This window comes from Brevibacterium sp. CCUG 69071 (genome assembly GCF_021023135.1).
GTDB lineage: Bacteria > Actinomycetota > Actinomycetes > Actinomycetales > Brevibacteriaceae > Brevibacterium.
The window spans coordinates 156,139-169,084 of record NZ_PGFV01000003.1 but is presented as its reverse complement, the minus strand read 5'-3'; the positions used below and the strand labels follow the sequence as shown (position 1 = coordinate 169,084).

Below are 12,946 nucleotides of genomic sequence, written 5' to 3'. Positions count from 1 at the left end.
GTTAAACGGGAACATGAGTAGGCAAAAGCTCGCGCGCTCTCACATAGCGAGCACTTTGTATACCGCTCCGCGAGCGGAATGTGGTAACTATGGACTCATCGTGCAGTGAAGCACGGTGAAACGCACTTCCCGATGACCGGGATGTCACCTCAAGGAGTCCCATGGTTCGGCCATCCAGAGTCCACATCCTCGACACCACCCTGCGCGACGGTCTCCAGATCGAGAAGACCATCGTGCCCACGGATGCCAAGGTCGCCCTGGCCGAAAGACTCATCGCCGCGGGCCTGACCGAACTCGAGATCGGATCCTTCGTCAACCCGAAGAAGGTCCCGCAGATGGCCGACACCGACGAGGTGCTGCGGAGGCTCCAGCCCTATGAGGCCGAGGGTGTCGAACTCTTCACCCTCGTCTTCAATCTCAAGGGCGCCGAGCGTGCCGTCGACGCAGGGGCGAAGAACATCAAACTCGTCCTCTCCGCCTCCGAAGGGCACTCGCAGGCGAACTCCGACGCCCCGATCGCCCAGGCCAGCGAACGACTCCTCCTCGCTGCCGAATACGCCCGTGACCAGGGGCTGCGCTTCGACATCTCGACGGCGGTCAGCTTTATCTGCCCCTTCGACGGCATCACCGAAGCCGATCACCTCGTCGAGGTCCTCCGCCCCTTCGTCGACGCCGGCGCCCACGGCATCGGAGTCGCCGACACCATCGGCAACGCCAACCCCTCGCTGGTGCGCAGGAACACCTCGGCGGTGCTCGAGGCCTTCCCCGGCAAACCGGTCAACCTCCACCTGCACGACACATACAACTTCGGCATGGCCAACGTCATCGCCGCCCTCGACCTCGGGATCGCGAACTTCGACGCGGCCATGGGCGGACTCGGCGGATGCCCCTTCGCCCCGGGCGCGGCCGGCAACATCGGCACCGACGACCTCGTCCACCTCCTCCACCGCGAGGGCGTGGCCACCGGCGTCGACGTGGCAGCGCTGACCGAGGTGCGCGAACCCCTGATCTCGGCCGTCGGCCACGACCTGACCTCGAGCCTGTCCGACATCCCCGCGACCCCGGCCGTCTTCGACGACCGCTTCGCCCCCACCTCGGCGAGCGGGACGCCATGAGCGCGCACCCGGGGGCCACCGGCGCCGAGGCGGATGCCGGCTCCACGTCGAATCCCACCGAACCGCTGCCGCTCGAGGGTATCCGCGTCATCGAGTTCTCCCATATGGTCATGGGCCCGAGCTGCGGGATGATCCTCGCCGACCTCGGCGCCGAGGTGATCAAGGTCGAACCCCGCGGAGCCGGCGACAAGACCCGCTACCTGCCCGGGTCCGGCTCGGGCCTGTTCCCCGCTTTCAACCGCAATAAGCTCAGCGTCCAACTCGACATCGCCGAGGCGGACGACCGGGACACGGTCCTGCAGCTCGTCGATTCCGCCGACGTGCTCCTCGAGAACTTCCGAGTCGGGAAGATGGAGTCGATGGGCTTTGGGTACGAGGAGCTCTCGACGCGGAACCCGGGCCTCATCTACTGCTCGCTCAAGGGCTTCCTGTCCGGACCTTATGGTGAACGCACCGCCCTCGACGAGGTGGTGCAGATGCTCGGCGGACTCGCCTACATGACCGGCCCGCCTGGCCAACCCCTGCGCGCCGGAGCAAGCGTCAACGACATCATGGGCGGCATGTTCGGCGTCATCGGCATCCAGTCGGCCCTGCGCGTGCGGGAACAGACCGGGCACGGGCAGCTCATCAACTCCGCCCTGTTCGAGAACAACGCCTTCCTCGTCGGCACCCATATGGCCCAGGCCCAGCTCAGCGACGAACCGCTGCGACCGATGCCGACGAGGCGGGCGACCTGGGCCGTCTACGACATCTTCCGCGACGCCGAGGACAACCAGGTCTTCGTCGCCGCCGTCAGCGACGGACAATGGCGCGACCTCTGCGACGAATTCGGCCTCACCGGACTCGCCGCCGACTCCGCGCTCGAGACGAACCAGGGCAGAGTCGACCAGCGCGAGCGTATCCACACCGAACTCCAGACCGCCCTGTCGCGATTGAGCTTGAACGAGATCGAGGACAAGTGCACCCGCCGCGGACTGCCCGTCGCCCCGGTGAACACTCCAGCAGACCTCACCACCGATGCCCACCTCGTGGCCTCGGGAGCACTGGCATCGACCGGCTTGCCCACCGGCGAGAGCGTCGACGTGCCGTTGCTGCCGCTGACCTTCGACGGCCGGAGGCTGGGGCTGCGCAGCGGAGTGCCCGAACCCGGTCGCCACAACGCCCACTACCGGGACGGCCCGAGCGTTCCGAACGGCCCGCCGGACGAGGGCTCCGAGACGGCGGGGGACTGGGGCAGGCCTGGCGACGGGAGCGACACGGTCGGTGCGGTCGCCGAACTGCCGCCGGATACTCTCGACCACCTCGGCGACGAACGGACGCAGTCGCAGTAGACGAGCCACCCACCCACAGTGCCGGCAGCACCAACGCAGGCACACACCAGCACCGAAGCACCGCACCACCGCAGGCACCACCGAAGCACAGCAGCACCCGAACAATCACTACCCGAACAATCAGCACGGCACAGGCGAATAAGGAGAAGCAATGCGATCAACGATGATCACACGCACAGCTCGGACCACCTCGGCGATGGGCGAGGCGCCACCGAGGTCACCGCGGCGAGCCCGGTCGGCCGCGAAGGTCGGCGCGGTCCTCGCGGCCGTGGCCCTCGTGGCCACGGCCTGCGGCAACAAGGCCCAGGCGCCCGGGGAGGGCGGGGATTACCCGAAGGGACCCGTCACGGTCACCGCCCCGGCCGAACCCGGATCGGGCTGGGACACGACCGCCCGCGCCCTCGTCGAAGCCCTGCAGAAGGAGGACATCGTCTCCACCCCGCTGCCCGTGCAGAACCGCCCCGGCGGCACCGGCTGCTCGTGGATCACCTCGATGATGCAGCAGGAGAAGGGCAAGGACGATCAGATCGCCATCACCTCCCTGGCCAGCCAGACGATGAAGGCCCGCGGCCTGTGCAAATACGGCCCGCAGGACACCACTCTCATCGCCACCCTCTACGTCGAGGACTTCATGGTCGTGACCCCCGACGGCGGCGACTTCGGCAACCTCGAAGACCTGGTCAAGGCACTCAAGGACGATCCGCAGAAGGTCACCGTCGCCGCGGCCGGCGATGACACCCTGCCCTTCGCGCTCTTCGCCAAGGAAGCCGGAGTCGACCCGTCCGACATCAACTTCGTCAACTACGACGGCGGCGGCGAACAGACCACGGCCATGCTCAACGGAGACGCGAAGGTCGCGATCGCCGGGATGAGCGAATTCCGATCCGTCCTCGAATCCGGGGACATCAAACCGCTGGTCACTTTCGCGCAGAAGCCGCTCGCCGCGCCCTACGACGATGTGCCCACGGCCAAGGACTCCGGCTACGACGTGACCCTGGGCAACTGGCGCGGAGTGTTCGGTCCTGCCGATATGCCGGACGAGGCCGTCGACTACTGGGCCAAGACGCTTGAAGACATGAGCGGCTCGCAGACCTGGCAGGACACGCTGAAGAAGAACCAGTGGGCGACCGAATTCCGCACCGGCGAGGACGCCCAGTCCTATGTCGACGACGCCGCGGCCACCGTTGAGGAAGGCGTGAAGGAAACCGATCTGGGCAGCGGCGAATGAGAATCCTGCGCGGCGACGTCATCACCGGTGCCGTCATCACGATCGTCGGCCTCGTCTACTACATCGCGACATTCTCGATCCGGGAGACGAGCGATATCGTCACCCCGCGTACCTTCCCTGCGATCGTCGGCGTGGCACTCATCGTGCTCGGCCTCTTCCTCGCCGGCCAGGCGCTGTACAAGGGGCGCAAGGCCGCCGAGGCGGGGGACCGGGACGGTGCGGCCGCCTCGGCGGGGGATGCCTCTGATGATTCCTCCTCCGCGGGCACCGCCGCCGGGGTCGTCCTCGACGCTCCGGAGGACCCGCCGTCGAAGAAGGTGGTCATCCAGTTCGCGCTCTTCTTCGTCTACCTGGCGATCCTCATCCCGGTCGGGTTCCTCCTCTCCACCGCAGCCTTCCTCATGGCTCTGACCAGCATCTATGCGCCTGCGAAGTGGATCCGTAATCTCACCTTCTCCGTCCTCTTCGCAGTGATCATCTACGTCGCATTCGTCTACGGGCTGGCGGTCTACCTGCCCGTCGGGATCCTCGGGTAGGGGGCTGGCATGAACACACTCGTCGATCTGGGCGGCGGCTTCGTCTCCGCCCTCGAACCGGCCAGCCTCGCCTTCGCCCTCCTCGGCGTGCTGCTGGGCACCGTCGTCGGGGTCCTGCCGGGCATCGGGCCGATCTCCGCGATCGCGATCCTCATCCCGGTCTCCTTCGGCATGGAGCCGGTGCACGGTCTGATCCTGCTCTGCGGCATCTATTACGGGTCGATGTACGGCGGTTCGATCACCGCCACGCTCATCAAAACCCCTGGTGAGGTCGCCAGTGCGGTGACTGCCATCGAAGGCTACGAGATGGCCCGCCGAGGTCGTGGCAAGGCCGCGCTCGCGACCGCAGCGATCGGCTCCTTCCTCGCCGGCACCCTGGCCATCGTGGGCCTGACCTTCCTGTCCCCGGTGCTCGTCAAGCTCGCCAACGTCTTCGGAGCCACCGAGTACTTCCTGCTCATGGCCACGGCCCTGCTGCTGGCCTCGACGATGTCGGCGGGATCGCGGGCGAAGGCGCTCATCTCGATCTTCATCGGACTGGCCGTCGGCCTCGTCGGCCTCGACTTCCAGACCGGACTGCCCCGCCAGACCTTCGGCATCGACCTGCTCTCCGACGGCATCGATTTCACGATCTTCGCCATGGCGCTCTTCGCGATCCCCGAGGCGATCCGCAACCTCGCGCTCGGTCGCGGGGCGAAGGAGGAGATCCAGAGCTTCGGTGACGACAAGTGGATGACGAAGCAGGACTGGCAGCGCTCTGCCATGCCCTGGGCGCGTGGTTCGGTGCTCGGCTTCATCATCGGCATCCTGCCCGGAGTCGGTCCCTCGCTGGCCTCGTTCATGTCCTACATCATGGAGAAGCGGGTCTCTAAGCGGAAGGAGGAATTCGGCCACGGAGCCATCGAAGGTGTGGCCGGACCGGAGGCAGCGAACAACGCCGGAGTCGGCGGGGCGATGATTCCGCTGTTCAGCCTCGGCATCCCGGGATCGGCGACGACGGCGCTGCTGCTCTTCGTCTTCACGATGTACGGACTGCAGCCGGGACCGCTGATCTTCCGCGACGAGACGGGCCTGATCTGGACGATCATCGCGAGCATGTACATCGGCAACGTGGCGCTGATCATTCTCAACCTGCCGTTGGTCGGCGTGTTCGTCAAACTCCTCAAACTGCCCAAGGAGATCCTGTTCTCCGCGATCCTCGTCCTCGTCGTCATCGGCGCCTACGCGATCCAGTTCAGCCTCTTCGGACTCATGCTGCTCGGCATCTTCGGGATCATCGGCTACCTCATGGAGAAGGGCGGAATCCCGCTCGCCCCCTCCATCCTGGCCTTGGTGCTCGTGCCCCTGCTCGAGGACAACTTCCGCCGCATGCTCCAGATCTCGGGAGGCTCGTTCATGCCGCTGATCACCCGGCCGGTGTCGCTGTCGATCATCATCCTCATGGTCCTCGGCATCGTCGGTCCGATCATCTTCCGCTGGTGGGTTCGCCGCCGTGCACTGCTCGCGGATGTGAGCGTGGCATGAAGGCGCGATCGGAGGCCGAGATGACCGATGGCGCGGCCAAGGAGATCGGGGTCATCGACCGCAGTGCCGCAATCCTCGCGGCCCTGCAGGACACCCCGATGACCGCCGCCGAGGTGTGCCGCCGTCTCGGGTACTCCAAGTCGACGACCTACCGACTGCTGGCAGATCTGCGGGCCCACAGGTTCATCGTCCGCGACTCCTCCGGACTGCTGCGCCTGGGGCCCTTCCCGGGCAGGCGGAGCATCGCGACGACGAACTCGGTGCTCGAGCACCTGCGGACGCTGACGAGCGAATCGGTGCAGCTGTGGGTGCGCGTCGGTGAGGACCGAGTGTGCGTGCGCAATGTCGAGGCCGACCACGAACTGCGGGTCTCCCGCGGGGTCGGCACCGTGCTGCCCCTCGTCGACGGCGGATCGGCGGCGCTGGCGCTGTGCGGTCCCGGTAATCCAGTCGAGTTCTACGCGACGAAGCAGGCACGGGTGGTCGGGACCGCCTCGGCGAGTGTCGCCTTCACGGCGGGAGGAACCGTGCTCGCCCTCTGCGTGTCCTACCCGCTGACCCGAGAGCCGGACAATGTGGGCGGCGCCTATCGCGGCCTGCTGGCGCAGGCGGCCGGGGAGCTCAAAGGGCTGCTCGACGGCAGCGAGGAGCTCAGCGTGCTCCGTGATATCGCACGCTTGGCACTCGGCGCCCGCCGCGCCGAGTGAGGGCTGGGCGTTTGGGCGTTTGGGGTGCAGGCGTTCGTAGCGCTGGCGACCCTTGGGCGGACGAAACGGGCCGATCCGGTGCAGACGTTTCGGAGCGCCAGTAGCCCTTGGGTGGACGTAATGGACTGATCCTGTGGTGGGTGGACCCTTTGGGCCGATCTGCCGCGAAGAGATCGGCCCATTTCGTCCTCTCACGCCGGGCACTTCTGCCCATTTCGTCCTCCTAAGGCGGGCGGTTCTGCAGGTCCCGTCCGCCTCGAGCCTCGCTGAACTACTCGGCCGGGGGCAGGCCGAGGTAGAAGCCGGTGGTGCGCTCGGCGGCGGCCATCGCATCGTCCTCCGGGGTGCCGGCGGTGACTGAGGCCTCGCCCCAGCGCGTGCTGGAGTCACGGACGAACTGCTGGGCGAGGTCGATGGTGACGAAGTGGTTCTCGTCTGCCGGGCGGCCGGTGCCCGCCACGAGGTGGAAGGCGAGGCCGAGCAGGGACAGGTCCCAGCCGACGCCGGTGGCGCCGGGACCGAACTGGGTCCAGAACTCCGCGCCGGCCTCCCCGGAGTGGGAGTGCTCGATCGTCAGTCGGGACCCATCGCCGTCCTCGGCGAGGCGGACCGTGACGAGGCTGGTGCCGCCGCCGAATTCCCAGGTGATCGTGTAGGAGGTGAGCGGTTCGCACTCTTCCACGGTGCCCGAGGCGTTGCCCTCGATGGCATAGCGGCCGCCGAGTTCGAGGTCTCCGCTGACCGGGGCGAACCAGCGCTCCAGTCGGGCCGGGTCGGTGCAGGCCTCCCAGAGGTCGGCGAGCGTGGTCGGATAGGACTGGCTGATCGACTGGACCGTGTGCTGGGTGCCGCCGTCGATGTCGATGCTCAGCTCGCGGTCGACGGCGTCGGCCTGTGCCGCGAGGATCTCGGCTTCGGCTGGGGTGAGCGGCTCGGATGGTTTGCTGGGATCGGATGGGGCGGTCATGACTTCTCCTCTGCATCGGTGAGGGCGGTGTCGGTGTCATCGCGGTTGGTGCCGGCGGAGGCTACGGTGCTGCCGGAAGCTGCGGTGCTCTCGGCAGGGTTGTCGTGGTCTGGCTCATTGCGTCGCCGACGTTTGCCCCGGGTGATCTCGGTCGAGAGGGCGTCGAGTCGTGGGGCCCAGAAGCGGCGGAAGGGATCGATCCATTCGTCGACGTCGCGCAGGGGAGCGGGTTCGAGGGCGTAGAGACGCCGCGTGCCCTGGGCTCGGCGACTGGCGAATCCGGACTCGCGGAGGACCTTGAGGTGTTGGGAGACGGCTGGTTGGCTGATGGCGAATTCCTCGCCGACGGCATCGACGATCTCACCGGCGGTCATCTCACCAGAGGTCAGCAGCTCGAGAATCCGTCGGCGAACGGGATCCCCGAGCACGTCGAATGCGTGCATATGTTGAGTATAAGCAGAGGAGAATATAAGTCAATGGTGAAATTATGATGGCCTGGGTGAAGACGGTATCGAGCTCAACCTCCCTTCTGTAGCCGTAAACATCAGTTGTTTATCTGGAAATATGTTTTTCAAGTGCCGAGCGGGCGCTAATATCCGCAATATTGACGTCTAGCCGCGCTTAAAGATCTGAGGTATATTCGCATTTGTGATGCGAAGCACAAAGCAGTGCTCGTATCGCAGTACATTGCCCCAACTTCTGAATGGACCCTCACGAAGCGACTCGGAGTTGACGTCGGCGGAACTTTCACTGACTTAGTTCTATGGGACGACGACGGCACGATCACAGTCCACAAGACCCCTTCCACCAACGATGATCCGTCTGTTGGGACCATGAACGGCGTCGCCGCTCTCGCGCAGAAGGCAGATATCTCGCCCGAAAGCGTCGACATGTTCTTTCACGGTACGACCGTGGCAACGAACATCGTCCTCGAGCACAACGGCGACGACGTGGGCCTGATTACCACGGATGGATTTCGCGACCTGCTTCATATTGCTCGAAAGAAGCGTCCTCTGAACTATTCGAACTATCAGGAGCTTCCCTGGCAGAAATGGCAGCTCGTGCCCCGGAGGAACAGGCGAACAGTTCCAGAGCGAATCGATGCTTCCGGCTCCATCCTGACGCCGTTGGACGAGACCGCAGTCCGGCGAGAAGTGCAGCTGCTTCGAGAACGCGGAGTTGCGGCCGTGGCAGTCGCATTTCTGCACGCGTACAGAAACCCTGTTCATGAGCAGAGAGTCAAAGAGATCCTCAAAGAGGAATTCCCGGAAGCATTCATCTCGCTGTCGAGCGAAGTCGCCAGTCAGTATCGGGAGTACGAACGATTTTCGACCACTGCCCTCAACGCCTTCGTCGGGCCGAAGACATCGAACTATATTGCGAGACTCGTCGACAAGGCGAGCCACGCTGATGTGAGCGATGATGTTCATCTTATGACCTCCGCAGGCGGCCTCGTGACCGCGCGGAGCGCTCGCGAGACTCCGGTGTCGCTCCTCACCAGCGGCGTGGTGGCAGGCCTCATCGGAGGTTGTGCAATCGGAGCGGCCTCCGGGTACCCGAGTGTGATCACCCTTGACGTTGGTGGAACCTCTGCCGACGTCGGCGTAGCTCCAGATGGCCGCTTGCGGATGAAGCATCTGCTGGACACCCGAATCGGGGACTATCACGCAATGGTCCCCATGGCAGAAGTCGACACCATCGGTGCAGGCGGAGGTTCTATCGCCTCGATCGACGAGGGTGGGATGTTCCGAGTCGGACCGCGAAGCGCCGGCGCGATTCCCGGCCCGGCCTGTTTCGGCAATGGCGGCACAGAACCGACCTCCACAGATGCAATGGTTGTGCTCGGATGGCTGCGGGAGAAGAGCTTCCTGTCTGGCACAATGACCGTCAATCCCAGCCTGGCTGAAGAAGCTGTGCAAGAACACATCGCGCAACCGCTCAAGACCAGTCTGGAGAAAGCCGCGATGGGAATCTTCACGGTGCTCGCACACTCAATGACAGAAGCCATCAGCCTTCATTCGGTGAGAAAGGGCTACGATCCCCGCGCCTTCTCCTTGGTAGCTGAGGGAGGAGCCGGCCCGCTCTTCGCCTGGCATATTGCCAAGCAGTTGGACATTCCAAGAATCATCATTCCCAACCACCCAGGCATCACCTCGGCGGTTGGCCTGCTCGCTACAGACATTCGATACGAAGTTCCGACAACAGCTTGGACTTCATCCGACGACCCTGACCTCGAGCTGCTTGGCCGTGAACTGACGCGTCTGTCAGAGCAGGCAGTCGAACAGCTCAAAGACGACGGAATTCCAGACGAACAGATCAGTCTTGAACGCAGCGTCGACTGCCGATATGTCGGGCAGGGATACGAATTGATAGTCCAAGCGCCCGACGGCGAAATCAACGGGGGATGGGTGGAAAGCGTTTCTCAGGCCTTCCACGAACTTCACGGGAGGATGTACTCACAGCGATTCGATGACAAACCAGTCCAGCTCGTCAACGTCAGAGTGACAGGTATCGGGGCGGTCCCACAGGTCAAGCTTCCCGAGATCGCCAAAGGCGGTGCCGACGCGTCTTCTGCACTCGTCACGACGACTCGAACTCTTATGTGGACCGACGACGCCGGAGACCCGGAATGGATCGACACTCCGGTGTATTCGAGGGAACTGCTCAAAGCTGGGAACGTCTTCGACGGTCCTGCCATCGTCGAACAATTCGACTCCACATCAATCGTCGGCATCGGCCAACATGCCAAAGTCGATGAACTCGGACACATCATCATCGAAAGGAGCAAGTCATGAGCAAGGCAATGATGCCGAAGACTGGAGTATCACTTGCACCGGAGGCAAACCGGACATGGAATTCGGTTGAAGTCGATCCGATCACTCTGCGAGTGATCGGTGGGGCACTCGATTCCATGGCCAAGGAAATGGCTCAAGTGCTCTATAGAATGGCCTACTCCAGTCTGATCAGAGAGTCCGAAGACCTGGGAGCCGGAATCTTCGATGTCAATGGCCGCGAGCTCTGCGAATCGGACTCGACTCCCATGCACTGCGGATCGATTCCCGCATACATCAAGGGCGTCAACCGCAGACTCGCCGGCACATACAAACCCGGAGACGTGATTCTGCACAACCATCCCTACCACGGAGCCGCGCACTCGCCGGACTACGGAGTCATCATCCCGATCTTCTGGAAGGACGAGCACATCGGATTCGCTGGATGCACCGGTCATGTCTCGGACATCGGCGGAAACTTCCCAGGGCTGTGCATGGACGTGGTCGACGTCTGGGCAGAGGGCAAACTCATGGACTCGATGAAGATCTACGATGGCGGAGTGCGGAACGACGCTCTCATCCAGCACATCCTCGACAATGTTCGGACTCCCGAACAGAACCGAGGAGATCTGGAAGCTCTCGTGTCCTGCGCCAGGATCGGTGAGATGAGATTCCTCGAACTTCTCGAAGCCCACGGCTTCGACACCGTCATGAGCGCCAGCGACACGTGGATGGATTACTCCGAGAACATGCTTCGGAATAGGATTCGTGAGCTGCCCGATGGTAGCTACGAGGCGCCGATCGGTTACCTCGATGACGATGGGAAGAATCGTGGGGTACCGCTCAAAGTCGCCGTCCGCGTCGACATCAGCGGCGATGAGGTGCTCATCGATCTCACCGGCTCCAACGAGCAGGTGCCAACTGCTTTCAACGTGCCGTTCGAGGGGTCGGTTCTTCCTGTGGCGGTCAGTGCTATCCGAACGATTCTCCTGGATGAGGAGACGACCCCCGAATATGTTCCGCAGAACGACGGCTGTTTCAGGCCGGTGAAGGCGTATGCCCCTGAAGGCACGATCTTCAACCCGGACTTTCCTGCGTCGTGTTTCGCACGCTTTTCTCAAGTCAATCGTGTCTTTGATTCCATCAATCTGGCGTTGGCTCCGGTACTCCCGGACCACGCAATCGCAGGTTCATCGTCAGCGCTGTGCGCCATCGCCTATTCGGGAGTTGACGAGGATGGGGAGAGCTACTGGGTCTATATCGAAATCAACGAAGGATCATACGGCGGTCGCAACGGGCGAGATGGCATGGACGCAGTGGATGCCCTTATGGCGAACACGAGGAACAACCCGATCGAAGAACTCGAGCTCAATCATGCGATGCGTGCTGAGCGCTATGAGCTGCGTGACGAATCTCCTGCACCAGGACGCTGGCGTGGAGGCATCGGCAGCGTGAGGCGTTGGCTGATGATGACCGATACATTCCTTGGGTCCGAGGCCGATAACAGGAGCGATGCGCCAGCTGGTGCGCTCGGCGGAGCCGATGGGGTTTCCGGATCCTTCGTACGCAACCCGGGTACCGATCGCGAAGAGGTTCTCCACTCCAAGGTCACCCAGGAGGTCGTACGTGCCGGCGATACGCTGGAGATTCGGATGCCGTCAGGGGGAGGCTTCGGCGATCCGTTCGAGAGAGATCCGTTCGCGGTGCTCCACGACGTGTGGGATGAATACCTCACCGCGGAAGAAGCCGCTCGGGACTACGGGGTTGCCGTCGACACAGAACGCTGGGTCGTTGATGACGCGGCGACGGCTTCCCTGAGAGCTGAGGCACGCGCAAGCTGATCCATTGAATGTGACCTCCTCGGTAGGGTCGGCTTGATCGGCATGATCAGTCAGCCACTCCCGAGGAGGTCATTTCTGCGATCGACCCTAATAGAACTTCTACAGTCCGCGGCTGCGATAGTACTCCGAGACGGTATCGAGGTGACGACGCATGAGCGCCATTGCGTCCATTGAGTCGCGACGGACGATCGCGTCGAAGAGCGCCGAATGATCGTGGCTGACGCTGGTGCCGATATTCGCAGCAGCATTCGACTCACCGACGATGTTCTGCAATGCATTGAATAGCGGAATCGTGACAATTTCAAGCAAGGTGTTGTGCGCAGCTTCGACGATCTGCTGGTGGAAGGTCGAGTGGCTCGAGAACGATGACTCCTCACTCCGCAGGCTCGGGTCCGAGTTCCTCAGCTTCACCAGATCCTCGTCGGTTCGCCGAGAGGCCGCGTATCCCGCGGCCGGAACCTCGGTGATATGCCGGATCTCCATGAGATCGTCAATGGAGATCGACTCGGCAGAGGCAAGCAGCGTGACACCGACTTCTAGCTGTGAACCGAGATGACCCACGGTGGGCATCGTGACGAATGAGCCGCCGTTCACTCCGCGTACGCTCTTGACAAGATGCTCGCTCGAGAGAGTCCTCAGGGCTTCTCGGATCGTACTCTGCCCAACCGCGTAAGTCTCGCGAAGTTCCGCATCCGAGGGCAGACGTGAACCGGGAGCGAGCGTCCCGTCGAGGATCTGGCGCCGCAGCTTCTCTGCAACCACTGAATAGGCGGTTCTTGATTCGACCATGTCAGACTCCGGCGATCTCGAGGCCGTGCATCGCCTGCTTCAGCGGACGGCCGAGGGTGTGGGAACTGCTGCCGGGCACGGCGGCAATCAGTGAGAAGTCGATAATGCGCTGACCCAAGCTGCCCTACTCCTCTGCG

General features: G+C 63.5%; 11 protein-coding genes. 8 read left to right on the top strand and 3 right to left on the bottom strand.

Annotation, left to right across the window (positions count from 1 at the left end; all coding sequences use genetic code 11):
* Window positions 1–161: 161 nt before the first annotated feature.
* From CV023_RS09970 to CV023_RS09945, 6 genes are all read left to right on the top strand, one after another.
* The gene (locus tag CV023_RS09970) at window positions 162–1,115 is read left to right on the top strand and encodes a hydroxymethylglutaryl-CoA lyase (protein ID WP_230745389.1); all 954 of its coding nucleotides are present in this window, start codon (window positions 162–164) and stop codon (window positions 1,113–1,115) included.
* The gene (locus CV023_RS09965; RefSeq protein ID WP_230745388.1) at window positions 1,112–2,446 is read left to right on the top strand and encodes a CaiB/BaiF CoA transferase family protein; all 1,335 of its coding nucleotides are present in this window, start codon (window positions 1,112–1,114) and stop codon (window positions 2,444–2,446) included. Before CV023_RS09970 ends, CV023_RS09965 begins: the two co-directional genes overlap by 4 nt.
* Window positions 2,447–2,609: 163 nt before the next feature.
* Window positions 2,610–3,674: a tripartite tricarboxylate transporter substrate binding protein gene (locus tag CV023_RS09960; protein WP_230745387.1), complete on the top strand. Its 1,065-nt coding sequence runs from the start codon at window positions 2,610–2,612 to the stop codon at window positions 3,672–3,674.
* Window positions 3,671–4,210 (top strand): tripartite tricarboxylate transporter TctB family protein, encoded by a 540-nt coding sequence (locus CV023_RS09955; RefSeq protein ID WP_230745385.1) that lies wholly within the window; start codon window positions 3,671–3,673, stop codon window positions 4,208–4,210. The genes CV023_RS09960 and CV023_RS09955 overlap by 4 nt, the downstream gene beginning before the upstream one ends.
* A gap of 9 nt (window positions 4,211–4,219) precedes the next feature.
* The gene (locus CV023_RS09950) at window positions 4,220–5,734 is read left to right on the top strand and encodes a tripartite tricarboxylate transporter permease (protein ID WP_230745383.1); all 1,515 of its coding nucleotides are present in this window, start codon (window positions 4,220–4,222) and stop codon (window positions 5,732–5,734) included.
* On the top strand, window positions 5,731–6,441 hold the full coding sequence (locus tag CV023_RS09945) for a helix-turn-helix domain-containing protein (RefSeq protein WP_230745381.1): 711 nt from the start codon (window positions 5,731–5,733) through the stop codon (window positions 6,439–6,441). The genes CV023_RS09950 and CV023_RS09945 overlap by 4 nt, the downstream gene beginning before the upstream one ends.
* A 271-nt stretch (window positions 6,442–6,712) precedes the next feature.
* Here CV023_RS09945 and CV023_RS09940 read toward each other — a convergent pair whose 3' ends face one another.
* Together CV023_RS09940 and CV023_RS09935 are read right to left on the bottom strand one after the other, a co-directional pair.
* On the bottom strand, window positions 6,713–7,408 hold the full coding sequence (locus tag CV023_RS09940; protein ID WP_230745379.1) for an SRPBCC family protein: 696 nt from the start codon (window positions 7,406–7,408) through the stop codon (window positions 6,713–6,715).
* Window positions 7,405–7,851 (bottom strand): ArsR/SmtB family transcription factor, encoded by a 447-nt coding sequence (locus tag CV023_RS09935; RefSeq protein WP_230745377.1) that lies wholly within the window; start codon window positions 7,849–7,851, stop codon window positions 7,405–7,407. The genes CV023_RS09940 and CV023_RS09935 overlap by 4 nt, the downstream gene beginning before the upstream one ends.
* A gap of 225 nt (window positions 7,852–8,076) precedes the next feature.
* Between CV023_RS09935 and CV023_RS09930 the strand changes: the two genes are divergently transcribed.
* Both CV023_RS09930 and CV023_RS09925 read left to right on the top strand, forming a co-directional pair.
* On the top strand, window positions 8,077–10,203 hold the full coding sequence (locus CV023_RS09930) for a hydantoinase/oxoprolinase family protein (protein ID WP_230745375.1): 2,127 nt from the start codon (window positions 8,077–8,079) through the stop codon (window positions 10,201–10,203).
* Window positions 10,200–12,020, top strand: coding sequence for a hydantoinase B/oxoprolinase family protein (locus CV023_RS09925; RefSeq protein ID WP_230745374.1), 1,821 nt, complete (start codon window positions 10,200–10,202; stop codon window positions 12,018–12,020). Before CV023_RS09930 ends, CV023_RS09925 begins: the two co-directional genes overlap by 4 nt.
* Window positions 12,021–12,119: 99 nt before the next feature.
* Here the strand turns inward: CV023_RS09925 and CV023_RS09920 are convergent, their stop codons facing one another.
* On the bottom strand, window positions 12,120–12,809 hold the full coding sequence (locus CV023_RS09920; RefSeq protein WP_230745373.1) for a FadR/GntR family transcriptional regulator: 690 nt from the start codon (window positions 12,807–12,809) through the stop codon (window positions 12,120–12,122).
* Between the last annotated feature and the right edge of the window lie 137 nt (window positions 12,810–12,946).